The following is a 24,114-nucleotide window of genomic DNA, read 5'->3' as shown; positions in this document are numbered from 1 at the left end:
CCCCATCAGAAACTCAGTTCCTCATAGATGTGGGAAACGTCGCCATTCCAGTCCCCGTGATAACGCTCGAGCAGCGACGCGGCGGGGGATTGGCCTCGGGCGAGGATTTCGCGAAGCGGATCGAGGAAGCCCGATTCGCTGTCGCCGGCGGCATTGAGGCGCGCGCGCCCCTGGAGGCCGGATTCGGCGATGGCGAGGATGCGGGCGCCGAGCTCCCGCAGGGTTCCGCCGTTCGGAGTCGCCGCCTGGAGGCCGAGCCGCGGCACCGCGTCGCGCAGGGTCTGGCGCTCCTCCAGCGTCCAGTGCCTGACCTCGTCCCAGGCGGCGTCCAGCGCATTGCCGTCGTAGAGCAGGCCGACCCACAAAGCGGGGAGGGCGCAGATCTTGCTCCAGCGGCCGCCGTCGGCGCCGCGCATTTCGAGGAAGCTCTTGAGGCGCACTTCGGGGAAGGCGGTGGAAAGGTGGTCGGTCCAGTCCGAGAGGCGCGGTTTCTCGCTGGGGAGGGCCGGGAGCTTCCCGGCAAGGAAGTCGCGGAAGGACTGGCCGGCGGCATCTATGTAGCGGCCGTCCCGGTAGACGAAGTACATCGGCACATCGAGCGCGTAATCGAGATAGCGATCATAGCCGAAGCCGTCCTCGAACACGAAGGGCAGCATCCCGGTGCGGTGCGGATCGGTGTCCGACCAGATGTGGCTGCGATAGGAGAGGTAGCCGTTGGGCTTGCCTTCGGTGAAGGGCGAGTTGGCGAAGAGCGCGGTGGCGAGCGGCTGGAGGGCGAGGCCGACGCGGAACTTCGCGGCCATGTCGGCTTCGGACGCATAATCGAGATTGACCTGGATGGTGCAGGTTCTCAGCATCATGTCGAGGCCGAGATTGCCGACGCGCGGCATGTGGCGGAGCATGATGGCGTAGCGGCCCTTGGGCATGACCGGCAGATCGGCGCGCGCCTTGTCGGGCCACATGCCGAGTCCGAGGAAGCCGAGGCCGAGCTTGTCGCCGACGGCCTTCACCTGATTCAAATGGCGGCCGGCCTCGGCGCAGGTCAGATGGAGGTTCTCGAGCGGCGCGCCGGACAGTTCGAGCTGGCCGGCAGGCTCGAGGCTGACATTGCCGTCGGGGCCGGAGAGGGCGATGACGTTGCCATTCTCGACGACGGGCTCCCAGCCGAAGTGGGTGAGCTCCATGAGAAGGTCGCGGATGCCGCCGGGCTCATCATAGCTCGGCGCGCGGTGATCCTCGCGGCGATAGACGAACTTCTCATGCTCGGTGCCGATCCGCCAGGCATGCTTCGGCTTCTCGCCCTTGATGAAGGGGGCGAGCAGGTCGTCGCGGCTCTCGATCAGGGGATCGGCGGCGTCGGAAGCGGTGCGCGTCGTCATCGCGCGCCCATAGCCGGGGCCGGGGAAGGCCGCCAGCCTGCATCGTCATCCCGGCCTTCGCCGGGATGACGGGTCTAGATCCCAGTCGCCGGCGCTCGCCATCCACAAAGCAATGGCGGCGAGAGCGGCCGTGTCGGCGCGCAGGATGCGGGGGCCGAGCGAGACGGCTTGGGCCTGCGGAATGGCGCGAATGACGGCGCGCTCCTCGTCGGTGAAGCCGCCTTCCGGGCCGATCAGGATCGCGGCCGGGCCGGGCGCGGCGGCCTCGGCCAGCGGAACGCCGCCCTGCTCGTCGGCGAACAGGAGGGCGCGGTCGGCGGGCCAGTCGGCGAGGAGCGAAGCGAGCTTCACCGGCTCGGCCAGTTCGGGAAGGGCGGTGCGGTCGCATTGCTCGGCGGCTTCGATGGCGTGGGCGCGCAGGCGATCGCTGTTGACGCGGTCGACGATGGTGCGCCGGGTGAGGACGGGGACGATCCGCGCGACCCCCAATTCGGTCGCCTTCTCGGCAATCCAGTCGATCCGCCCGCGCTTGATCGGCGCGAACAGCAGCCACAAATCAGGCACTGCCTCGCGCTCGCGGAGGTGCGTGGCGAGGCGCAGAGTGACGCGCTTCCTCCCCGCCTCGACGATCTCAGCGAGCCATTCGCCGCTGCGGTCGTCGAACAGCTTGACCTGGTCGCCGGGCTGGAGGCGGAGGACGGTGGCGAGATAATTTGCCGGGGGACCTTCGAGGGTAAGGAGGGCATCCTGCGCCAAGGGCTGATCGACGAACAGCCGAGGAAGGCTGGAGGGCGGCCAGGCGGGGGTGGCGGGCATGCGCCCTCCTAATCGTTCGCCCCGAGCGAAGTCGAGGGCGCCCGTGATGACTCCCTGCCAGCGCCCCTCGACTTCGCTCGGGACGAACGGCATCTGTCGGTTATGACGACCAATGTTGACCAAGATACGGACATAGTCCCCGACTCGGAGCGCCGGGGCCTGATCGGCGCCTTGCCGCGCGCCGTTCGGCCTTATGCCTCCCTCATGCGGCTCGATCGGCCGATCGGGGTTTGGCTGCTGTTCTGGCCGTGCGCGTGGAGCGTGGCGCTGGCGGGGGTGGGGCGCGGGGGATGGGCGCTGATCGGTTGGCTGGCGCTCGGCGCGTTCGCGATGCGGAGCGCGGGGTGCGTCTATAACGATATCGTCGACCGCGACCTCGACGCTCGGGTGGAGCGGACTAAGCTTCGGCCGCTGGCGAGCAAAAGGGTGTCGGTGAGAGGCGCCTGGGCCTTGCTCGTCGGGCTGAGCCTGGTCGGGCTCGTGGTGTTGCTCCAGTTCAAGTTCACCGCCGCCATCGTGGCGCTGGGCAGCCTCGCTTTGGTCGCGGCCTATCCGTTCATGAAGCGGATCACCTGGTGGCCGCAGGCGTGGCTGGGGCTGGTCTTCTCCTGGGGGGCTTTGGTCGGCTGGCCGGCGGTGACCGGGAAGATGGACGCGGCGGCCTTGTTGCTGTGGGCCGGTGCGGTGTTCTGGGTGGTCGGCTACGACACGATCTACGCCATCCAGGACAAGGAGGACGACGCGCTGGTGGGCGTCAAGTCGTCCGCCCTCGCGCTGGGGCGGCACGCGCGCGGCGGCGTCCTCGTTTGCTATCTGGCCGCCTTGCTTCTGTGGGGCGCGGCTATCTGGCGCTTGCGGCCGGACATGATCGCGCTGGCGGCGTTGCTGCCGATGGCGCTGCACCTCCTGTGGCAGGTGGCGACTTTGCGACTCGACGACGGCGCCGACGCGCTCGCCAAGTTCAGGTCGAACCGCTTCGCCGGGCTGCTGATGTTCCTCGCCTGCCTGGTGGTCGGAACCACCTGACTTTGCTTTTGGCGCCGCGCCGCCTTAAGCGCTCGCCATGCTCAGCATCGAACAAGCCGAGGCGCGCGCCGCCGCCCTGATCGAGGCCGCCCGCAAGGCCGGCGCCGACGCCGCCGACGTGCTCTATGCCGGCGAAGCCTCCACCGGCATCCAGGTCCGGCTCGGCGAGCTGGAGGACGTGGAGCGATCCGAGGGCGAGGAGATCGGGCTGCGCTTCTTCCTGGGGCGCCGGTCGGCGAGCGTCTCTTCGTCGGACCTGTCGATGGAGGCGCTGGCGGCTTTGGTCGAGCGCGCGGCGGCGATGGCGCGCGAGGCGCCGGAGGACGCATTTGCCGGCCTCGCGCCGGAGGACAGGTTGCTGCGGCACGGAGGAGTCGATGTCGAGGGTGACGACGGCCGCGACCCTTCGCCGGCCGACCTGAAGGCCCGCGCGCTGGCGACCGAGGATGCGGCGCGAAGCGTCGCAGGCGTCACCAACAGCGAGGGCGCCGGAGTCAGCGCCGGTCGCTCGGTGGTCGCGCTCGCCACCAGTCACGGTTTCTGCCGCGGCTACACGACCAGCGGCTATGGAGGCTCCGCCAGCGTCATCGCCGGCAGCGGCGGCTCGATGCAGCGCGACCATGCCAGCCACAGCGCGCGCTGGCTCGAGGATCTCGACGATGCGGAGGAGATCGGGCGCGAGGCGGGCGAGCGCGCGGTGGCGCGGCTCAATCCGGCGCGACTGCCAAGCGGGCCGATGCCGGTCGTGTTCGATCGGCGCGTCGGCGCGAGCCTGGTCGGCCATCTGCTGAGTGCGATCACCGGCTCCGCCATCACCCGCAAGACGAGCTTCCTGCTCGACCGAGAGGGCGAAAAGATATTCGCCGATGGCGTCACCATCATCGACGATCCCCACAAGAGGCGCGGGCTTCGCTCCAAACCCTTCGACGGCGAAGGGATGGCGACCGCGCCGAGCAAGCTCATCGACGGCGGGCGGCTCACCGGCTGGCTGCTCGACAGCGCCTCGGCGCGGCAATTGGGTCGGGCGCCGACCGGCCATTCGACGCGCGGCATCGGCGGCTCTCCGGGCGCGAGCGCGACCAATGTCGACATGGCGCCGGGACGGGTGAGCAAGGCGGCGCTGATCGGCGACATCAAGCGGGGCGTCTATGTGACCGAACTGATCGGCCAGGGCGTCAACCCGGTGACCGGCGATTATAGCCGGGGTGCTTCCGGCTTCATCATCGAGGATGGCGAGATCGGCGCGCCGGTGGCCGAGATCACCATCGCCGGCAATCTGATCGCCATGTTCGCGAGTCTCACCCCGGCGGACGATCTGGAACATCGCCGCGCGGTCAATGTTCCGACCTTGCGCATGGAAGGAATGACGATCGCCGGTGCTTGAGGAGGTTTCCAGGATCGCCGCAGAGGCCGGGCGCATCGCTTTGGGACGGTGCGGCGACGCCTTCGAACGGTGGGAGAAGGTGCCGGGCCATCCGGTCTGCGACATCGACCTCGAAGTGGATGCCTTCCTCCGCGAGCATCTGACCGCGCTCGACCCGGATGCGGGCTGGCTGTCGGAAGAGACGCTCGACGCCTCGGACCGCTACGAGAAACGCCGCGCCTGGATCGTGGATCCGATCGACGGGACGCGCGATTACCTCCGCCAGCGGCCGGGTTGGTGCGTGTCGGTGGCGCTGGTCGAGGACCGGGTGCCGATCATCGGCGTGCTCGATGCGCCTGCGCGGGGCGAGCATTGGAAGGCCGAGGCCGGCAAGGGCGCGTGGCTTGGCGACAAGCGGCTGCGGGTGAGCGGGCGCACGGATTTCGCCGGCGCGCGAGTTCCGGCCGACCAGCTCCCTCAAGTGGACGGGGACCTCGTTGCCGTCGCCAAGCCCAATTCCATCGCCCTGCGCATCGCCATGGTCGCGGCCGGCGAGGCCGATCTGGTGGCGACCCTGCGCTGGGGCTTCGAATGGGATATCGCCGCCGCCGCCCTGATCGCCGCCGAAGCCGGCGCCACGGTGACCGGCGTGCTCGGCCAGCCCTTCGCCTTCAACACCCATTCGGGCGAAGCGTTCGGCGTGCTGGTCGCAACCCCGGGCATCCACGCGGCGGCGGTGGAGCGGCTGCGGGAACGGGCGGAAGCCGCCGTCTGATTCTCGCGGCGCGGGACGCCGTTTCCAGAAGCAGGGCGATATGGTATGCGAGGCGGTCGTGTTGCGTTCCCTCCCCAGCGCCGGAGATGCACATGGAATCCGAGAGCAAGGTCGTCCACGTCGCCAAGGACGGCCAGCCGGCCCTCGCCGCGCCGAATTTCGTGATCGAGGACGGCGAGCGCCTCTATGTGGCGATCGCGGTCCTGGAATATGATCCGGGGGCGCAGGATCTCACCGACGAGCAGAAGCGCGGCATCGAGGAGATGCGGCAGATGTTCGTGAAGTCGCAGGATGGCGGATCGCTGCGCGCGGGCCGTATTGACTATCAATGGGCCGCTTTGGGGCCGATGCATACCGGCCCGAAGCCCGCAATCTGACAAGGACGCCGCCATAACAGCGGCGGCCTGATCGCATGGCGGCCCTCGGCCCTTCCGATCCGCTGCGATCGGCCGCCGCCGGGGCGCTGTTACCCGCCGCTCGCGCCGCCGCCGCGCGGGCCGGCGTGACCAGGCTCGCCGATATCACCCGGCTCGACTGCCTCGGCCTGCCCGTCTGGCAGGCTGTGCGGCCGATGAGCCGGGCGCTCAGCGTCCATCAGGGCAAGGGCGCGACCGACGCGGACGCCCAGCTAGGCGCGTTGCTCGAGGCGGTCGAGAGCGACAGCGCCGAGACGTTCGGCGCCGAAGGGCCGAACTGTCGGTTCGACGCCCTGCCGGGGGCGAGCCGCGGAGAAAGCCTGGCGGACTTCGCCTTGGATCGGGAGCGACCGCCGGCGGCCGACGCCTCCTATCGCTGGGCCATCGCGCACGATCCGATCTCGGGCGGCCCTATCCACCTGCCGTTCGAGATCGTCTCGCTCGACCTGACGGTGGACGTGCCGAGCGCGTTCGACCGGGGCAGCAACGGCCTCGCCGCCGGCGCGTCGCGGGCGGAAGCGATCACAGTGGCGCTCATGGAGGTGATCGAGCGGGACGCGGTGACCGAGTGGCAGACGCGGGGCCTGCTCGCCTGCATGGCCGACGCGATCCGTCTCGATACGGTGCCGTTCGACTGGCTCGGCGAGTGGCGCGAGCGGCTGCACCGTGCCGGGGTGTCGGTGAGAATCTATTTTGTTCCCTCGGTCGTCGATCTGCCGGTCTTCGCCTGCGAGCTGAACGATATGGGCAAGACCGGGGCGCCCTATCGCGCGATCCAGGGCAGGGGATGCCATCCGGTCCCGGAGGTCGCTTTGTTCAAGGCGCTCGCCGAGGCGATCCAGGCGCGGGCGACGTTCATCGCGGGCGCGCGCGAGGATCTGCCGCCGGCGACCTATGCGCGACGGGCGCGGGGAGGGATGGACATCATGTTCGGCGTTCCGCCGGCCCCCGGCATGAACGGCGTCGATTTCGGCGCCGTCGCACCCGGGCCCGAAGGCGCCGACGCGATCACAGATGCATTGGCGCGCGCGGGGTACCCGCGGATTGCGATCGTGCCGCTATTGGATGGCGGGGGCATCGCCGTGGTCAAGGCGTTCGTTTGCGGGCTTGGCTCGGTCCACCGCCGGCGGCGAGCGCCGGTCGCATGAATGCGCAGCCCATCCCCGTCTTCGTGGGACCCTCGCTGCCGCCCGCCTTCCGGCCGGAGGATTCGGCCTTCTCCTGGCGCCCGCCGGCGTCGGCCGGCGACCTCCTGGCATGGCTCGACCGGCCGCCGCCGATGCTCTGCCTGATCGACGGTTTCTTCGATTCCCGTCCCGCGCCCTGGCACAAGGAGCTGCTGATGCTGATGGCGCGGGGAACGCGCGTTCTCGGCGCGGCGAGCATGGGGGCGCTGAGGGCGGCCGAGCTGGACGGGCTGGGCATGATCGGGGTCGGCGCCATCTATCGCGCCTACCGGGATGGGCGCCTGACCGGTGATGACGAGGTTGCCCTGATCCACGCGACCGAGCGGCTCGGCTGGGCTCCGCTGACCGTGCCGATGGTCGAGGTTCGCGCGACTTTGGTCGCCGCGTGCCGGGCCGGGCTGTTAGGCGTGGATGTCGCCCGGCGTATCCGCGCGCGTGTCCACGACATTCATTTCGACAGCCGGGACTGGCCGCTGATGGAGGCGCGCTGCCTCGGCGAGGGGCTGGTCGATGCGGCCACGTTCCGGCGGCTGCGGGAACTTCATGTCCCGTTGAAGCGGATCGACGCGCTCGCCTGCCTGGCGGTGGCGCGGCGAAGCCACGCTCCCCATCGCGCGGTTCCCCCTCCTTATACCTGCTTCATCCAGGAACTCGCAGAGCTGGTCGGGCAGGAACGGGACGCCCAAGCGCCTCTTCGACGTCCGCGAAAAACCGCTCGCCCGCCGCGCCGGGCAGCGGATGATGGCGGGCGATCCAGCTCTTGATGTCGTCCGGCGACGGGCGGGCCGCACCATGCCAGCCGGCCCCGGCCCGTGCCCGCCACGCCGCGATCCGGGATGGGCCTTGCTCCGAGCCGAGCCGGATCTCGCAGATCGCCCGGTAGAATTCCGCCCAGATCGTCCCGCTCATGATAGATTCGAGCATCGCGAGCGCGCCCTCATAATCGCCGTCGAACAGGCGCAACCGGCCCGAATCCTCGAAGAAGTTATCGTCGGGAATGGGGTTGAGCTCACTCGCGCGCTCCATCAGCGCCCGCGCCGTCGCGGCGTCGCCGGTATAGACCAGGCCTGCCGCGACTTCCTGCAGGCGGACATGATTATAGGGGTTGAGCGCCAGCGCCCATTCGAAACTCTTGCGGGCGAGGTCGCGCTCCTTCTGCCAGACGTAGCAGAATCCGAGCACCGTATAAGCATGGACGTTGGCCCGATCGGCGGCGAGCCCGGCTTTCGCGAGGGCAAGCGCTCGGGCGCGCTCGGCCGGCCCGGTCGCGCCGAATGCGGTATAGCCGAAGTCGATATTGTAGAGCCGCACCAGCGGCGGATAAGCGAGCGCGAAGGCTGGGCGTTCGGTGATGATCGCCTCCAGCGCCTCGGCGACCGCCTTCGCTTCGGCAAAGGTCGCCGCCGTGAACGAGCGATGCTTGGCGAGGAGATAGCGGTCGTAAAGATCGCCGGTCCCGGCGGGCAGGCCGAGCAGGAGGTCGCCGTCGAGCGCGGGCAGCGCCGCGGCGACGATGCGCCGCACGATCTTCTCGACGCCGCCGGCCGTGCCGGTATCGGCGAGCGACATGGTTTCGGCCCAGACGACGCGCCCGTCGGCCAGGCGCTTGGCGCGGGCGGCGACCTTCACGCCCTCGCCGTCGGGCAGCAAGGTGGCGGTCAGCTGATAGTCCCGATCCGAAGGGTCCGGGCGGCCCGTTCCCGCTTCCTGCTCGGGGCGGTTGTCGGAGACCAACTGGATCTCGCGGAGGCGCGCCAGCGCCGACACCACTTCCTCGCGCAGCCAAGCGGCGGAGTGCGGATGGCGCGCCTGAACCGCATCGTCGCGAAACGCCGAAACCAGCACCAGCGGCGGCTGGCCCTCGGCCGACGCCGGCGCACAGGACGCGGAAGCGAACGGGCCGTGATCCCCCGATTCGACCGGGGCGATGAAGCGATAACCCCGGCCATAGGCGCTTTCGATGTAGCGCGGGGTGCGGGATTCGTCGCCCAGCGCGCGCCGCAATTCCTTGATGACCGAGGTCAGCGCCGATTCGGTCACGATCGTCCCGTCCCAGACCGACGAGAACAAGGCATCCTTGGTCACCAGCCGTCCGCTCTGGCCGGCGAGCAGCATCAGCACCTGGAAGGCCTTGTTGCCGAGCTTCACCGGTCCCTGGGGTCCGACCAGCCGCTCGTCCGCTCGATCGATCCGGAAGTCACCGAAGATCAGGTCGCCTGTCGGATCGATCGACACTCCACGTCTCCCGGCCAACCGCCGAAAGCGGACAAGCCACGGACTTGCCTAGCATAAACCGGCCGCCGATTCGATGCCGGACGAGCGCCGGTCTGGCCGAACGCGGCGCGGGATCGTGGAAAGATTCTGACACAGGATGTTTCCACCCCCCTCGCAGGATGTCCGCCGCCGGCCGGGCTAGATCGAATCCTGCCCCCGGCAATGAAGCCGGGTCGCTTCGGGAGACACGAAATGATCCGCAAGAGCCTCTTCATCCTCGCCGCCTCGTTCATGACTCTGAGCGCCTTCAGCGGCACCCTGGCGATCATGAGCATCGACACCGGCGCCCAGGTCCAGGTCGCATGAGCCGCGCGCGGCCCCACGACACGAACCTCGATTGCCTCCAATCGATCGTTGACGGGCGATCCGGGCTCCGGCCCGGGTCGCCCTCGACCCTGGATGAGCCGCGCCGAGCGGTGCCCTGCGCCGGTCTCTTCGGGATAAAGCAGACCGAGACAACGAACTTCGAAGGGAATTGGGTCCGTTCCTGCCGTCGCCTCGTGGAGCGCTGCGACCGAGACTTTATGAGCCGACGGGCGCCACGTTGAGCCTCGGGATCTCTATCTTCGGACATTTGTCCATCACGACCTTGAGTCCGGCCGCTTCCGCGCGGGCCGCCGCTTCCTCGTTGATGACGCCGATCTGGAGCCAGACCGATTTGGCTCCGGCGGCGATGGCTTCGTCGACTGCCTCGCCGGCGGCCTGGGGTCGACGGAAGATATCGACCATGTCGATCGGCTCGCCGATCTGCGACAATTCCCGCCAGACATATTCGCCATGGACATGCTCGCCGGTGATCTGCGGGTTGACCGGGAAGACGCGGTAGCCGTGCGACTGAAGGAAGCGCATCACGCCGTAGCTGGGCCGGTCCGGCCGGTCGGACGCGCCGACCAGGGCGATGGTGCGGGTATTGGCCAGTAATTCGGCGATGTCCTGGTCGCTGGTCAGGGGCATGTTCGTTCCTCCTCGTGACGAAAATGCGTCACATCCGCTTTCGGTTCACTTCATCCATCAGCCGGGCCGCGATTCCGGCGAATATCTCAGCCTCCTCGTCATCTCCCGCGGCCGGCGGCGTCCCCGCGTCCGACGCGCGCCGGATCGAGAGGGTGAGCGGAACGCGGCCGAGGAAGGGTATCTCCATCACCCGCGCCGCGGCCTCCGCGCCGCCGGTGCCGAACGGGTCGGAAATCTCGCCGCAATGAGGGCAGGCATAGCCGGCCATATTCTCGACGAGGCCGAGCACGGGCACGTGCATCTTGCGGAACAGGTCGATTGCGCGGGTGGCGTCGATGAGGGCGAGGTCCTGCGGAGTCGAGACGATCAGCGCGCCGGCGGGCTTCCATTTCTGGATGAGCGACATTTGGATGTCTCCCGTGCCGGGCGGAAGATCGACGATCATCGTGTCGCAATCGCCCCAATCGCCGTCCATCAGCTGGCCGAGCGCGCTCGCCACCATCGGTCCGCGCCAAGCCAGAGCGGTGCCGGCATCGACCAGCTGGCCGATCGACAGCATCTTCACGCCCCAGGCATCGACCGGCACGATCTGCTTGTCGGCGAGCTCCGGACGATCGTGATTGCCCATGATGCGGGGCTGCGAGGGACCATAAATGTCGGCGTCGACCAATCCGACCTTTTTTCCGAAACGGGCAAGGGCGATGGCGAGGTTCGCCGAAAGGGTGGACTTGCCGACCCCGCCCTTGCCGCTGCCGATGGCGATGATCGTCCGCGCCACCTTGTCGGCGGTCATCGCGATGCGGATGTCGGAGATGCCGGGAACGCCCACCATCTCGGCGCGGATCCGGCGTTCGAGCGTGGCGCGGGCGTCGGCGGCGAGGCCGGTGACGTCGAGGACGATAGAGGCGACGCCGTCCTTGACCCTCGGCGCCGAGACGCGGCCGCCGCTCGCCAGGTTGCCGCCCGCAGGATCGGACACGCGCGCCAGCGCGGCCAGCAGGCTGTCGGTGCTTTCACTCATGAACGGAGCCGATAGGCATATCATCGGCCGATGGCACTGTTTTTCCGCCGAAGCGCTTCCTATAAAGGTTCCATGAGCAGATTTTTCGGGTGGGGCGCGCGTTTAAGCGCCGTTTTCAATGAAAATAAGAGCCCCTGGGGCAGCAGCGGCGGGAGCGGCGGCTCCGGCGGCGGCGGCGATGGCCCGCGCAATCCCTGGGGCCAGCCCCCCCGCAAGCGTCGTCCCGCCGGCACGACGGGCAACGTCACCTCGCTTGACGATTTCATCAAGAAGAGCCGCGAGCGGTTCGGCGGCGGTCGCTTCCCGACCGGCGACGGCAAGCCTTACTGGCTTTACGGGCTCGGCATTTTCCTCATCCTGTGGCTGCTTTTCACCAGCATCCACCGCATCGGGCCGCAGGAGCGCGGCGTCGTCACTCGTTTCGGCAATTACACCGCGACGATGGGGCCGGGCATCGGCCTGACCCTGCCGGCGCCGATCGACAGCGTCCAGAAGGTCGATGTCGAGGAAATCCGCACCATCGACATCGGATCGACCGATGCGAGCAGCGAGAATCTGATCCTCACCGGCGACCAGAACATCATCGATCTCGCTTATTCGGTGCGCTGGAACATCAAGGAGCCGCAGCTCTACCTGTTCCAGATCGCCAACCCCGAGGAGACGATTCGCGAAGTCGCGGAAAGCGCGATGCGCGCGGTCGTTGCCGGCGTGTCGCTCGACGACGCGATCGGATCGGGCCGGAGCGAGATCGAGCAGCGCGTCGCGCAGGTGATGCAGCAATTGCTCGACGATTATGGCGCCGGCGTCGATGTCCAGGGCGTCGCCATCAAGCAGTCCGACCCGCCGGCGGCCGTCAACGATGCTTTCAAGGAAGTGTCGGCGGCGCAGCAGCAGGCGCAGACCTATATGAACGATGCGCGCGCCTATGCGCTCCAGCTCACCGCCAAGGCGCAGGGCGAGGCCGCGGCCTTCGACAAGGTCTATGAGGAATATCGCCTCGCGCCCGAAGTGACGCGGCGGCGCATGTATTACGAGACGATGGAGAAGGTGCTCTCGCGCGTGGACAAGACGATCATCGAGGCGCCCGGCGTCACCCCCTATCTGCCCTTGCCGGAAATTCAGAAGCGCGCCCAGGAAGGAGCGGCCCGATGATCCAGCGTCTCGGCCGCAACCCCATCGCGCTCGCCTTCATCGCGATCGTCCTGCTCGTCCTGCTGGGATCGACCCTGTCGATCGTGCCGGAGACCAAGCAGGCGGTGATCGTCCGCTTCGGCGAGCCCCAGCGCATCGTCAATCGCTTCAAGCCGGAGGAGAGTTTCGGCAAGACCGGCGCCGGCCTCACCGCCCGCATCCCGTTCATGGAGCAGATCGTCTGGATCGATAAGCGCATCCTCTCGGTCGATATGGACCGCCAGCAGGTTCTGTCGACCGATCAGCTCCGGCTTCAGGTGGATGCTTTCGCCCGCTACAGGATCGTCGATCCGCTGCGCATGTACATCGCCGCCGGCACCGAGCAGAGGGTCAGCGACGAGCTCCGACCGATCCTCGGCTCGGCGCTCCGGAACGAGCTCGGCAAGCGGCCCTTCGCCGCTTTGCTGAGCCCGGAGCGCGGCCAGATGATGGACAATATCCAGAAGGCCCTGAACCGGGTCGCCCGCCAATATGGCGCCGAGATCGTCGATGTCCGAATCAAGCGCGCCGACCTGCCGAGCGGAACGCCGCTCGAATCCGCTTACCAGCGAATGCAGACGGCCCGGCAGCAAGAAGCGCGCTCGATCCGGGCGCAGGGATTGAAGCAGGCGCAGATCATTCGCGCCGAAGCCGATGCCGAGGCGGCGTCCACTTATGCGGGCGCATTCGGCAAGGATCCGGACTTCTACGATTTCTATCGCGCCATGCAGTCCTACGAGACGACGTTCGTCGACAATGGATCGGGTCAGCCCATGGGTCGTTCCTCCATCATCCTCTCCCCCAGCAACGAATATCTGGAGGAGTTTACGGGGGGCGAGTGAGTGCCGCGCGGCAGTGATGGCATATTCAATTCCCGTTCAGCCGTGCCCCCATAGCTGAAGGCCGACTGAACGACCCGTCCGGGTCCGCCCGGCCGGGCCAGAGAGTGTAAGGAGACCGACAACGTGCGTTACGTCTATGGCATCACCACCGCGCTTCTTCTCGGTGGAACCGTCGCAACGCTGACCGTGGGCCCCGTGGGCGCGCAGACCGCGCAGAACGAACCGGGCGCGATCGCCGCCACGACGCCGCGCCCCGGCGCGCCGATGAGCTTCGCCGATCTCGCCGCCCGGCTCCAGCCGGCCGTGGTCAACATCTCGACCAAGCAGTCGATCGAAGTCAGCCGCAACCCGGGCCTCCCGCCGGGCTTCGAGGAATTCTTCCGGCGCTTCGGCGGCCGCGCTCCCCAGACGGAGGGTGGCGACAACACGATTACCCAGCGCGGCGGATCGCTGGGTTCCGGCTTCATCATCTCGCCCGACGGCTATATCGTCACCAACAACCATGTGATCTCGCCGGCCCGCGACGGCGCCACCGTGGATTCCATCACCGTCACCTTGACCGACCGGAAGGAATATGAGGCCGAACTGGTCGGACGCGACGTCGCCTCCGATCTCGCGGTGCTCAAGATCAAGGCCACCAACCTGCCGTTCGTCCGTTTCGGGGATTCGACCCGGACCAGGGTTGGCGACTGGGTGGTCGCGATCGGCAACCCGTTCGGCTTGGGCGGAACCGTCACCGCGGGCATCGTCTCGGCGCTGCATCGCGGCATTACCGGCGGCGGCGCCTATGACCGCTACATCCAGACCGACGCGTCGATCAACCAGGGTAATTCGGGCGGGCCGATGTTCGACGTCAATGGCAACGTCATCGGCATCAACACCGCCTTGATATCGCCGACCGGCGGCAATGTCGGCATCGGCTTCGCCATACCCGCCGAACAGGCGCTGCCGGTGGTGGAGGCGTTGAGGCGCGGCGAGCGGCCGGAGCGCGGCTATATCGGCGTCAGCCTGCAGCCGCTCGACGAAGGCATCGCCGATTCTCTCGGCCTCCCGCGCAACCGCGGCGAGCTGATCCGCGGCGTCCAGCCCGGCAGCCCGGCCGCGCGCGCCGGCATCGAGCAGGGCGACGTGGTGATCACCGTCAACGGCCGCCCGGTCACCCCTGACGAGACCCTGTCCTACCTCGTCTCCTCGCAGCCGGTCGGCTCCCGCGTGCCCGTGGAACTGATCCGCGACGGCCAGCGCCGGACCGTGACCCTGATGGTCGCCGAACGGCCGACCGAGGAAGAACTGGCCCGACTCGGCGGCGGCGGCGAGGCGGAGATAGAAGAGCAGCCCGAGGAGCAGCAGACCACCAGCCAGCGCTCCGCCCGCGAGAGTCTCGGCGTCACCGTCCAGACGTTGACGCCCGAAGTCGCCCGAACCCTGCGTCTCAGCGACACCAATTTGCGCGGCGTCGTCATCGCTTCGATCGATCCGTCGAGCGACGCGGCCGCCGAAGGATTGCGGACCGGCGACATCATCCTGTCGATCAACCAGCGCGCGACGCCGACGCCCGAAGCGGCGGCGGCGGCCGTCGAAGCGGCGCGCAGCGGCGGCCGGAATTCGGTGCTGCTGCTCATCCGCCGCGGCAACGCCCCGCCGCTCTATGTCGGCGTCGATCTCGTGAGCACCTGACCAACCGGCTTGCCGCGCCTCTCCGATTGGAGGAAGAAGCGCGGTGTGCCGGCATGACGGGGAGCGAGACATGGACGACGCGAGCGGCATCTTCATCGGCCTTGGGGGCGGCCAGCCGCAGCGGCTTATCCTCTCCCGCGCCAACCGCCACGGGCTGATCGCCGGAGCGACGGGCACCGGCAAAACCGTGACCTTGCAGGGACTGGCCGAAAGCTTCTCGGCCGCGGGCGTGCCGGTGCTCGTCGCCGACGTGAAAGGCGACCTTGCCGGCATAGCCATGGCGGGATCGCCGACCCACAAGGCGCATGGGGCGCTGACCGCACGCGCCGCCGAAATCGGCATGACCGATTACGCTTATTCGGACAATCCGGCCGTTTTCTGGGACCTCTATGGCGAGCAGGGCCATCCGGTCCGTACCACCATCTCGGAAATGGGGCCGCTGCTGCTGGCGCGGCTGATGAACCTCAACGAGACCCAGGAAGGGGTGCTCAGCATCGCCTTCCGGGTGGCGGACGAACAGGGTCTATTGCTGCTCAACCTCGAGGATCTCCAGGAACTGCTTGCCCATTGCGCCCGGAATGCGGGGGAGCTGTCGGCGGAATATGGCAACGTCACCAAGGCCAGCGTCGGCGCGATACAGCGCCAGTTGCTTCAGCTCGAAAGCCAGGGCGGCGACCGCTTCTTCGGCGAGCCCGCGCTCGACATCGCCGACCTTCTGAAGATCGACGAGCAGGGCAGGGGCTATATCAACATCCTCGCCGCCGACCGGCTGATGACCAGCCCGAAGCTCTACGCGACCTTCCTGTTGTGGCTGCTGTCGGAGCTGTTCGAGGAGCTGCCCGAGGTAGGCGATCTCGACAAGCCGAAGCTCGTCTTCTTCTTCGACGAGGCGCACCTCCTGTTCGAAGATGCGCCCCCGGCGCTTCAGGACAAGATCGAGCAGGTCGTCCGCCTGATCCGTTCCAAGGGCGTCGGCGTCTATTTCGTCACCCAGAACCCTATCGACATTCCCGAGGAGGTCGCCGGCCAGCTCGGCAACCGTGTTCAGCATGCGCTCCGCGCCTACACGCCGCGCGACCAGCGCGCGATCAAGGCCGCGGCGGAGACGTTCCGGATCAATCCGAAACTCGATGTGGAGACGGCGATCACCGAGCTCAAGGTCGGTGAAGCGCTGGTGTCGGTGCTGCTTGAGGACGGGGCGCCGTCGCCGGTCGAACGGACCCTGGTCAAACCGCCGCGCTCGCGGCTCGGGCCGCTCAGCCCCAAGGAACGGGCGATCATTCAGTCGATTTCGCCGGTCGAGGGCAAGTATGACATAGTCGTCGATCGCGAGAGCGCAGAGGAGATATTGAAGGCGCGGGGCGAGGAGGCCGCGGCCGCGGCGGCGGCCGTCCAGGCGGAGGCGGAAGAAGAGAAAGCGGCGGCCGAGCGGGCCAAGGTCGAAGCCCGTGCACACGCGGCCGAAGTCAAAGAGCGCGCGAGGCTGGAACGCGAACGCCGCGCCAATCCGTCGCTCGCCGAGCAGATGACCCGCCAGGTTGGCAAGACCCTCCAACGACAGGTCGCCAACAAGGTCGCGGGATCGATCCTGCGCGGCCTGCTGGGCGGCCTGTTCAAGGGGCGCTGAGCTTATTCCCCGGGAAAGAAGCGCGCCGTGATCTCCTGGGCGATGCGCGACGGCCGCTGCGTCCGGGAATCTAGGCAGCACCAGCTCGATTTCACTTCCGCCAGCACGTCCTCGCCGCGCTTGATCAGCGTCCGGTAGAAGGCGCGAGCCCCATGGACCTTTTCGAGAACCACCGAAGCGAACAGCTCGTCGTCGCGAAAGGCGGGCTTGCGATAGGTGATCTCATGGCGAAGGGCGACCCAGAGATGCCTGGCGACGGCCTGGGGCGGCGCCAGCTTCTCCCAATGGCTCACCACCGCCGCCTGCACCCATTTCAGGTAGATGGCGTTGTTGACGTGACCCATGAAGTCGATGTCGGTAGGCTCGATGCCGATCGGATAGCTGTGCGCGGATGAGGTCATGCTCTACTGAACATAATGTCAGTAGCCGAAGATTTCGACCCCCCTATGACCTTCGAGCACATGGGCTCGCAGCTCCGCGGCGTTCCATGTCCGCGCGATGCCCATTTCGGCTTGCCTGACGAGATCGACGATCGCACCGTTGACCGGCGCCTCCCGCCCCAGCGAGGATGCGAGCTTCACCACTTCCCCGTTCAGATAGTCGATCTCCGTCGCTCGGTTGGCGGCGAAATCGTCGGCCATGGAAGACCGCGCCTTGGGATCGATCTTCTGGACGCGGAGCATCAGGTTGCGGAAGACGAAGTCGGGCGCGCCGATGGCGTGGGGCATGAGCTTGGGCGGGATGGGTCCGGTCGCAACCGGCGCGATGCCCGCCGCATCGAGCAGCTCCAGCGTCTCCACCATCGCCGCGGCGAGCACCCGGCGGTAATCGCGCTGGCCCAGTTCTTCGAGGATGGTCTGGCCGGACAAGGCGTTGATCGCATTGTTGAGGTTGAGCAGCAATTTGCCCCAGGAAACGGCGACCATGTCCCTGGCCAGCACCAGCCTGCCCGGACGGTTGCCGATGCGGGCGGCGAGGGCGCGGGTCGCCTCGGTATCGGCGGCGGTGAGGTCGCCCCAGCTCGCGCGGTGCCAGCGGCCGGGGCCGAGCCGGACCACATTGTACGGGACCATGGCCTGGACAATCTCGAATTTCGGCAGCAGCCGCTTCAGCAGGTCGGCATTGCCGATGCCGTTCTGGAAGCTGATCACGGTCGCCCCCGGCTTCGCGTGGCGCGCAATCTCCTTCGCCGCCGCCGCCGTGCCGGGGCTCTTCACCGTCAGCGCGACGATATCGGCCTTCCGGAGCGCCGCCGGCTTCGTCGCGAAATCAATGAGGTCCGGCGCCAGATGGATGCGCCAGCCGTCCTGGTCGCTAAGACCGATGCCGTGATCCGCGATCTCCCGGCGAACGCTATCGCGGCCCACGAAGCCGACCTCGCACCCGGCCGCCAGCCACGCCCCGCCGATGAAGCAGCCGACAGAGCCGGCGCCGAGCACCACGATGCGCGGTTCGTTCTTCAACGTCATCCGCGACCGCGGTAGCCTGATACGTCCTGGGCCGGCAGCCACAGGCCGCCGGGAGGCTCTCCGGATTGCCAGAAGACGTCGATCGGGATGCCGCCGCGCGGATACCAATAGCCGCCGATGCGCAGCCAGAGCGGCTTCATCTCCGCGACCAGGCGCTCGGCGATGCCCACGGTGCAATCCTCGTGAAAGGCGGCGTGGTTGCGAAAGGCGCTGAGGAACAGCTTCAGCGACTTGGATTCGACGATCGTCTCCCTGGGCGCATAATCGATGACGAGATGCGCGAAATCGGGCTGTCCGGTCACCGGACAGAGCGAGGTGAATTCGGGCGCGGTGAAGCGGACGAGGTAGGGCTGTCCGGGCCGCGGATTGGGCACGTAATCGAGCACGGCGTCTTCCGGAGAAGCAGGAAGGGTGCTGGACTGGCCGAGATGGGTGAGCGTCATGCGGCCTATCTAGGAGCTGCCGGGCCTGGTGTCATGCCCGTCGGCGATTGTCGCCGTCAGAGCGCCTGGCGCTTCAGCCGTGCCTTCAGTTCGTGCATGCCGATATTGTCGATGGCCGCCGCCTTGTCGTTGGCCAAGACCACCTTCGAAATGTGCCCCAGAATCTGGCCCATCAGATCGAAGCCTTGCATGGTGCGGGCGTGGCGCTGGAGGATGGCCGGATCGTTCGACAATTGGTCGCCCATCATCTCGAGCAACCGCTGCACATATTCGAGCTCTTCGGAAAGCCGCCTTTCGATCAGTTTCGGGCAGGGCGGCGGAGAGTCGGCCGGAGCGGCAGGCTGGAATTGCGGGCGCCAGATGCCGCGCTTGGCCTCCGCGACGATCGCGTCGACCCGCTTCTGCTCGTCCGATCCGACATCGGGCGCGACCGGAACCTGCCCCGCCTCAGCATGACTTGCCATCGACCCGAACGTCCTTCCCCCAAAGGCATGAGCAGTTCTTCTGCTTCCCACTAAGCATCACTGGCCCGGCTTTAGTAAGGATGAGGTTAACCGTGATCGAAAAAGGCGTCCGCCTCGCGGAAACTACGGTATTCCGCGGTCTTCCGCTGCCGTCGGACGCGTGCAATAGCTTGCGCGCCCAACAAGGAGACTGGACCGCCGATGCGTCAGATGAACCGCCCCGTATCGATTGCCCTCGCCATGGCGCTCGCCGCGCTCGCCGCGCCTGCCGCGGCGCAGGATTCGGGCGACAAGGCCGCCGCCACCGAGAAGGACGCCGGCGCGATTCCGCCGCCGAGCGTCTCCGTGACCCGCCACAAGGGAAATTTCGGCGGCCAGGCCATTTCCTACACCGCGACCACGGGCGAGACCTATCTTAAGGCCGAGGACGGGACGCCCAGGGCGAGCATCTTCTCCGTTTCGTACGTGAAGGAACCGCGCGACCCCAACCGTCCGATTACCTTCCTGTTCAACGGCGGCCCCGGCTCCGGCTCGGTCTGGCTGCACATGGGCGCGTTCGGGCCCAAGCGCGTCGCAATCCCTTCGGACGGCACCGACGACGGCGCGCCGCCTTATCCGATCCTCGACAATCCCGACAGCCTGCTCGACGTCACCGACATCGTGTTCATCGATCCGGTCGGCACCGGCTTCAGCCACGCGCTCGGCAAGACCGACCCCAAGGAATTCTGGGGCGTCACCAAGGACGCGGAATCGGTCGCCCAGTTCATCCGCCTGTGGCTCAACGACAATGGCCGCTGGAACTCGCCCAAATATCTCGGCGGCGAGAGCTACGGCACGACCCGCTCGGCCGCGGTCGTCAACCAGCTGACCGGCGCCTATAACGACGTCGCGCTGAACGGCATCATCCTCATCTCGACGGTGCTCGATTTCGGCGCCGGCGCCGACACGCCGGGCAACGAGATGACGCACGTGCTCAACGTCCCCTCGATGGCAGCGACCGCGCTCTACCACGGAAAAGCGCAGGCGCCCTCGGTCGAACAGTTCGTCGAGGAAGCGCGGCAATGGGCGATCGGTCCCTATGCGGCGGCGTTGCTCAAGGGCAATGCGCTGGGCGCCTATGAGCGGGCCGAGGTCCGGCGCGAACTGGCGCGGTTTACCGGCCTGTCCGAGGCCTATCTGGAGCAAGCGGACCTCCGGGTCGAGCCGTCGCGCTTCTACAAGGAGCTGCTGCGGGACCGCGGCCTCACCGTCGGCCGGCTGGACAGCCGCTATACCGGCCGGGACTATGACAATGCCGGCGAGCGGCCCGACAACGATCCCAGCTTCTACGGGATCGACGCGGGATATACCGCTGCGATCAACGCCCATGTGCGCGGCAATCTCGATTACCATACGGACCGCTCCTACGTGACGATCGGCCGGGTCGGCCCCTGGGACTGGCGGCTTGGCGACGGGCGCGACAGCGACGCCTATCTCAACGTCGCCCCCTATATCGGCAAGGCGCTGCGCGAGAATAACGCGCTGCGCGTCTTCGTCGGCCAGGGCTATTACGATTTCGCCACGCCCTTCTTCGCCGCCGAATATTCGCTCAGCCGGACCGGGATGCCGTCCGAACGGATCCACTATGAATATTATGATTCCGGCCACATGATGTACGTGCGCGACGAGGACCGGGCGAAGCTCAGCAGCGACATCAGGGACTTCATCCGGAGTCGTTGAGAGCCCGTCATTTCAGCGAAAGCTGGAATCTCCTGCCTTCCAGGGCCGGCGCTCGAAGAAAAGGGAGATTCCAGCTTTCGCTGGAATGACGATATGGGCTAGCCCTTCGCGCATTGTGTCGGCGGCGGAGGAAAGCATGAACTCGCTTGTGTCCACCGAATGGCTCGCGGGGGAGCTTGGCGCCCCCGACCTAAAGGTCATCGACGCGACTATCTTCCTGTCCGGCGCCGGCCGAGACGCGCGGGCGGAATATGAGGCGGAGCATATACCGGGCGCGGTGTTCATGGACCTCGATGAGCTCGTCGATACGGCCAATCCGGCGCCCCACATGCTGCCGCCCGAGCACAAATTCGCCAGCCGCATGCAGTCGCTGGGCCTGGGCGACGGCAACCGCTTCGTCGTCTACGACAATTCGCCGCTGCACAGCTCGGCCCGCGCCTGGTGGATGCTGCGCGCGTTCGGCGCCCATTATGTCGCGATCCTCGACGGGGGCCTGCAAAAATGGAAAGCGGAAGGGCGGCCGGTGGAGAGCGGCAAAGTCCATGTCCGCCACGCCCATTTCACCGCCTTTCTCGACCGCGAGGCGGTCGCCGGCAAGGAATATGTGAGCGGCATCGTCCATTCGGCCGAGCATGAGCTGGTCGATGCACGGCCGGCGTCGCGTTTCGCCGGCGAGGACAAGGAGCCTCGGCCGGGCGTGGAGCCGGGCCATATCCCCGGTTCCAGAAGCCTGCCCCAGACCGACCTGTTCAACGCCGACAATAGCTGGAAGCGCGGCGATGACCTGCGCGCCGCTTTCTTTGCGGCGGGCGTCGATCTCAATAAGCCGATGGTCACCACCTGCGGCTCCGGCGTCACGGCGGCGGTGCCCTTGTTCGGCGCGCATCTGCTCGGCAAGGAGGACGTGAAGCTCTACGACGGCAGCTGGTCAGAATGGGGCGCCGATCCCGCCACGCCCAAGGCGACGGGCCCGGCATGAGCGACGGGGGCGTGAAGCCGGACACAAGGATCGTCCAGGGCGGCCGCCGCAAGGATTGGACGACGGGCATCGTCAATCCACCGGTCTGGCGCGCCTCGACCATCCTGTTCGACGACGTCGAGGCGCTGCACGCGGCGGGCACCGGCCCGGTCGGCACCCTCCATTACGGCCGTAGCGGAACGCCCACCCAATGGTCGCTGGCGGAAGCGCTGACCGAACTGGAGCCCGGCGCCGCGGGGACGCGGCTCTATTCGTCCGGCGTCGCGGCGGTCACGATGGCGCTGATGGCGGTGCTGCGGCCGGGCGACGAATTGCTGATGGTGGACAGCGCCTATGGCCCCACCCGCTTGTTCTGCGACGGCGTGCTGGCGCGGCAGGGGATCGCGACCCGCTATTACGACCCGCTGGTCGGCGCCGACATTGCGGGCCTGATCGGCGACAAGACGCGCGCCATCTTCCTCGAAAGCCCCGGTTCGCTCAGCTTCGAGGTGCAGGACGTTCCGGGCATCTGCGCGGTGGCGCGGGAGCGTGGGATCGTCACCCTGCTCGACAATACCTGGGCGACGCCGCTCCTCTTTCCGGCCATGGCGGCGGGGGTCGATCTCTCGATCCTCGCCTGCACCAAATATGTGGTCGGCCATTCCGACGTGATGCTTGGCTCGGTCACCGCCAACGAGGCGCATTGGAAGGCGCTGGACCAGACCAGCCGCGCCTTCGGCCAGCATGCCAGCCCGGACGACGCCTGGCTCGCCGCACGGGGGCTGCGCACGATGGGCGTCAGGCTGCGCCAGCATCAGGAGAACGCTTTCACGGTCGCGCGCTGGCTGGCCGGGCAGCCACAGGTCGCGCGGGTTCTTCATCCTGCCTTTCCCGATTGTCCCGGCCACGAATTATGGGCGCGTGATTTCAAGGGCTCGTCCGGCCTCTTCTCCTTCACCCTCAAGGGTGGCGACGATGCCGCCCGCTCGCGCCTGATCGACGGCCTCGACCATTTCGGCATCGGCTATAGCTGGGGCGGGTTCGAGAGCTTGGCCCTGCCGGTCGATCCGGAGCGGCTGCGCACCGCCACGCATCGCGAGCAGGAAGGGCCGATGGTACGGCTCCATATCGGGCTGGAGGATGCCGACGACCTGATCGCCGACCTCGCGCGCGGGCTGGCCCTTTACGGAACGGCGGCATGAATATCGTTCGCCGGATCGCCGCTGATCTCGGACTGACGCTTCCGTCCGATCCTCAATTCCTGGTGTCGGGAGTGGCCGTCGGACTGGCCTTCGCCGCCTGGCTGCTGGCCTGGATCGCCGGGCGCAGCCTTGGGCCGCGCCTCGCAGCCTTGTGGGAGCGCCACGTCGGAAACCGCAATGAAGGCATGGCGGCGCGGATGTGCAGCCTGGTGCGCGATTTCACGGCCGCCCTGATCCTCGCGGTCGCGCTCCAGGCTTACCACTGGCCGGTCATCGCCTCGTTCGTCATCGGACTGGCGCTCGCCTTCGCGGCGGCGATGCTCTTCGCCGAGGTCGCCCGCGGGGTCGGCGTGGCGCGCTGGATCGCGGGATCGCTGGCGCTGATCGTCTTCCTCATCGTGCTCACGGAAGCCGCGGGCGGCCTGACGCCGATCACCGATATCCTCGATCGCGTCGGCTTCTCGGTCGGGAGACGGCGCTTCTCCCTGCTGACCTTGCTGCAGATCGCCACCACCCTCCTCGCTCTGTTCGCCACGGTAAAGCTCGTCAACCGGATCGTCGGCCATTCGGTGAAGCGCGCCTCCGGGCTCGATTCGACGCAGCAATTGCTGGTCCAGAAGCTGGTCGCGATCGCGCTTCTCGTCGCCGCCTTCTTCGTCGGCATCGATTTGGTCGGCATCGATCTCACCGCGTTGGCCGTCTTTTCCGGCGCGTTCGGCCTCGCCATCGGCTTCGGATTGCAAAAGACGTTCGGCAATCTCATCGCAGGCATCATCCTGTTGATGGACCGCTCGATCAAGCCGGGCGACGTGATCGCGGTTGGCGAGAGCTTCGGCTCGGTCAACAAGATCGGCGTCCGCGCCGTCTCGATCGTCACCCGCGAGGGCAAGGAGCATCTGATCCCCAACGAGATTCTGATGACCGAAGAGGTCGTCAACTGGTCCTATTCGACGCGCGACGTCCGGGTCAGCATTCCCGTGGGGGTCGGCTATGATTGCGACGTGGCGCTGGCCCAGCGGCTGATGGCGGAGGCGGCCGCGTCGTCGGCGCGGGTGCTCGCCACGCCCAAGCCCAGCGTCTGGATGCGTGGCTTCGGCGACAATGCGGTCGAGCACGAGATCCGTGTCTGGATCAGCGATCCCGAGGCGGGCGTGGCGAGCGTGCGATCCGACATCCTCAACCGGCTATGGACTTTGTTCAAGGAGCATGAGGTCAGCCTCCCCTTCCCGCAGCGCGACATCAGGGTGAAGGAATGGCCGGCCGATGCGATGCGCTTTGCCAAAGCCTCTGCGGAAGACACGTCGGACGACTGACGTTCGCCGGCCCATGCCG

The 24,114-nt window shown here is 67.5% G+C and carries 22 protein-coding genes and 1 pseudogene; 14 read left to right on the top strand and 9 right to left on the bottom strand.

Going from position 1 to position 24,114, the window contains the following annotated elements:
- Positions 1 to 5: 5 nt before the first annotated feature.
- Positions 6 to 1,379, bottom strand: a complete 1,374-nt coding sequence (locus ACFQRC_RS05785) for a glutamate--cysteine ligase (RefSeq protein ID WP_379958788.1) — start codon at positions 1,377 to 1,379, stop codon at positions 6 to 8.
- A 45-nt stretch (positions 1,380 to 1,424) separates the two neighbouring features.
- Positions 1,425 to 2,195: a 16S rRNA (uracil(1498)-N(3))-methyltransferase gene (locus ACFQRC_RS05780; RefSeq protein WP_379958785.1), complete on the bottom strand. Its 771-nt coding sequence runs from the start codon at positions 2,193 to 2,195 to the stop codon at positions 1,425 to 1,427.
- 102 nt (positions 2,196 to 2,297) lie between these two features.
- On the opposite strand from ACFQRC_RS05780, the gene ubiA reads away from it, so the two are divergent.
- The 6 genes and pseudogenes from ubiA to ACFQRC_RS05750 form a co-directional block, all read left to right on the top strand.
- On the top strand, positions 2,298 to 3,221 hold the full coding sequence (gene ubiA / locus ACFQRC_RS05775) for a 4-hydroxybenzoate octaprenyltransferase (protein WP_379958783.1): 924 nt from the start codon (positions 2,298 to 2,300) through the stop codon (positions 3,219 to 3,221).
- A gap of 37 nt (positions 3,222 to 3,258) precedes the next feature.
- Positions 3,259 to 4,605, top strand: a complete 1,347-nt coding sequence (locus tag ACFQRC_RS05770) for a TldD/PmbA family protein (RefSeq protein WP_379958780.1) — start codon at positions 3,259 to 3,261, stop codon at positions 4,603 to 4,605.
- A complete protein-coding gene (locus ACFQRC_RS05765) occupies positions 4,598 to 5,359 on the top strand; it encodes an inositol monophosphatase family protein (protein WP_379958778.1) in 762 nt (253 codons plus the stop codon). Before ACFQRC_RS05770 ends, ACFQRC_RS05765 begins: the two co-directional genes overlap by 8 nt.
- Before the next feature lie 92 nt (positions 5,360 to 5,451).
- Positions 5,452 to 5,736: a hypothetical protein gene (locus ACFQRC_RS05760; RefSeq protein WP_379958776.1), complete on the top strand. Its 285-nt coding sequence runs from the start codon at positions 5,452 to 5,454 to the stop codon at positions 5,734 to 5,736.
- A 35-nt stretch (positions 5,737 to 5,771) separates the two neighbouring features.
- Positions 5,772 to 6,923, top strand: coding sequence for a YcaO-like family protein (locus ACFQRC_RS05755; RefSeq protein ID WP_379958774.1), 1,152 nt, complete (start codon positions 5,772 to 5,774; stop codon positions 6,921 to 6,923).
- Positions 6,920 to 7,414, top strand: a pseudogene (locus ACFQRC_RS05750) (TfuA-like protein); the annotation flags it as partial. The gene ACFQRC_RS05755 and the pseudogene ACFQRC_RS05750, both read left to right, overlap by 4 nt.
- Before the next feature lie 187 nt (positions 7,415 to 7,601).
- On the opposite strand, the gene ACFQRC_RS05745 reads toward ACFQRC_RS05750, so the two are convergent.
- The 3 genes from ACFQRC_RS05745 to ACFQRC_RS05735 all read right to left on the bottom strand — a co-directional run bounded on the left by ACFQRC_RS05745 (position 7,602) and on the right by ACFQRC_RS05735 (position 10,983).
- Entirely contained in the window at positions 7,602 to 9,197 is a 1,596-nt protein-coding gene (locus ACFQRC_RS05745) for a winged helix-turn-helix domain-containing protein (RefSeq protein ID WP_379958771.1), read from the bottom strand.
- Positions 9,198 to 9,758: 561 nt separating this feature from the next.
- The gene (locus ACFQRC_RS05740; protein WP_379958769.1) at positions 9,759 to 10,190 is read right to left on the bottom strand and encodes a CoA-binding protein; all 432 of its coding nucleotides are present in this window, start codon (positions 10,188 to 10,190) and stop codon (positions 9,759 to 9,761) included.
- 28 nt (positions 10,191 to 10,218) lie between these two features.
- Complete coding sequence (locus ACFQRC_RS05735) at positions 10,219 to 10,983, bottom strand: Mrp/NBP35 family ATP-binding protein (protein ID WP_379960401.1); 765 nt, start codon at positions 10,981 to 10,983, stop codon at positions 10,219 to 10,221.
- A gap of 300 nt (positions 10,984 to 11,283) precedes the next feature.
- Between ACFQRC_RS05735 and hflK the strand changes: the two genes are divergently transcribed.
- The 4 genes from hflK (at position 11,284) to ACFQRC_RS05715 (ending at position 16,527) form a co-directional block, all read left to right on the top strand.
- Positions 11,284 to 12,363 (top strand): FtsH protease activity modulator HflK, encoded by a 1,080-nt coding sequence (hflK, locus tag ACFQRC_RS05730; RefSeq protein ID WP_379958767.1) that lies wholly within the window; start codon positions 11,284 to 11,286, stop codon positions 12,361 to 12,363.
- The gene (gene hflC / locus ACFQRC_RS05725) at positions 12,360 to 13,223 is read left to right on the top strand and encodes a protease modulator HflC (RefSeq protein ID WP_379958765.1); all 864 of its coding nucleotides are present in this window, start codon (positions 12,360 to 12,362) and stop codon (positions 13,221 to 13,223) included. Before hflK ends, hflC begins: the two co-directional genes overlap by 4 nt.
- Positions 13,224 to 13,346: 123 nt before the next feature.
- Positions 13,347 to 14,900, top strand: a complete 1,554-nt coding sequence (locus ACFQRC_RS05720; protein ID WP_379958763.1) for a Do family serine endopeptidase — start codon at positions 13,347 to 13,349, stop codon at positions 14,898 to 14,900.
- 70 nt (positions 14,901 to 14,970) lie between these two features.
- Complete coding sequence (locus ACFQRC_RS05715) at positions 14,971 to 16,527, top strand: helicase HerA-like domain-containing protein (RefSeq protein WP_379958761.1); 1,557 nt, start codon at positions 14,971 to 14,973, stop codon at positions 16,525 to 16,527.
- Between the two features lie 2 nt (positions 16,528 to 16,529).
- Here ACFQRC_RS05715 and ACFQRC_RS05710 read toward each other — a convergent pair whose 3' ends face one another.
- The 4 genes from ACFQRC_RS05710 to ACFQRC_RS05695 are packed head-to-tail and all read right to left on the bottom strand — an operon-like array spanning position 16,530 to position 18,903.
- Complete coding sequence (locus ACFQRC_RS05710; protein ID WP_379958759.1) at positions 16,530 to 16,928, bottom strand: acyl-CoA thioesterase; 399 nt, start codon at positions 16,926 to 16,928, stop codon at positions 16,530 to 16,532.
- Positions 16,929 to 16,946: 18 nt separating this feature from the next.
- Positions 16,947 to 17,996 carry a 2-dehydropantoate 2-reductase gene (locus ACFQRC_RS05705; RefSeq protein WP_379958757.1) on the bottom strand — a complete coding sequence of 350 codons (1,050 nt, stop codon included), beginning with the start codon at positions 17,994 to 17,996 and terminating at the stop codon, positions 16,947 to 16,949.
- Positions 17,993 to 18,439, bottom strand: coding sequence for a preQ(1) synthase (gene queF, locus ACFQRC_RS05700; protein WP_379958755.1), 447 nt, complete (start codon positions 18,437 to 18,439; stop codon positions 17,993 to 17,995). The genes ACFQRC_RS05705 and queF overlap by 4 nt, the downstream gene beginning before the upstream one ends.
- 56 nt (positions 18,440 to 18,495) lie before the next feature.
- Entirely contained in the window at positions 18,496 to 18,903 is a 408-nt protein-coding gene (locus ACFQRC_RS05695; RefSeq protein ID WP_379958753.1) for a hypothetical protein, read from the bottom strand.
- 201 nt (positions 18,904 to 19,104) lie between these two features.
- On the opposite strand from ACFQRC_RS05695, the gene ACFQRC_RS05690 reads away from it, so the two are divergent.
- The 4 genes from ACFQRC_RS05690 (at position 19,105) to ACFQRC_RS05675 (ending at position 24,095) form a co-directional block, all read left to right on the top strand.
- On the top strand, positions 19,105 to 20,622 hold the full coding sequence (locus ACFQRC_RS05690; RefSeq protein ID WP_379958751.1) for a S10 family peptidase: 1,518 nt from the start codon (positions 19,105 to 19,107) through the stop codon (positions 20,620 to 20,622).
- 136 nt (positions 20,623 to 20,758) lie between these two features.
- Complete coding sequence (gene sseA / locus ACFQRC_RS05685; protein WP_379958748.1) at positions 20,759 to 21,601, top strand: 3-mercaptopyruvate sulfurtransferase; 843 nt, start codon at positions 20,759 to 20,761, stop codon at positions 21,599 to 21,601.
- Positions 21,598 to 22,782, top strand: a complete 1,185-nt coding sequence (gene metC, locus ACFQRC_RS05680) for a cystathionine beta-lyase (RefSeq protein ID WP_379958745.1) — start codon at positions 21,598 to 21,600, stop codon at positions 22,780 to 22,782. Before sseA ends, metC begins: the two co-directional genes overlap by 4 nt.
- Entirely contained in the window at positions 22,779 to 24,095 is a 1,317-nt protein-coding gene (locus ACFQRC_RS05675) for a mechanosensitive ion channel domain-containing protein (protein ID WP_379958743.1), read from the top strand. The genes metC and ACFQRC_RS05675 overlap by 4 nt, the downstream gene beginning before the upstream one ends.
- Positions 24,096 to 24,114 lie beyond the last annotated feature (19 nt).

This window comes from Enterovirga sp. GCM10030262 (assembly GCF_042666435.1).
Taxonomy (GTDB): domain Bacteria; phylum Pseudomonadota; class Alphaproteobacteria; order Sphingomonadales; family Sphingomonadaceae; genus Allosphingosinicella.
This window is presented reverse-complemented; position numbering and strand designations above follow the sequence as displayed.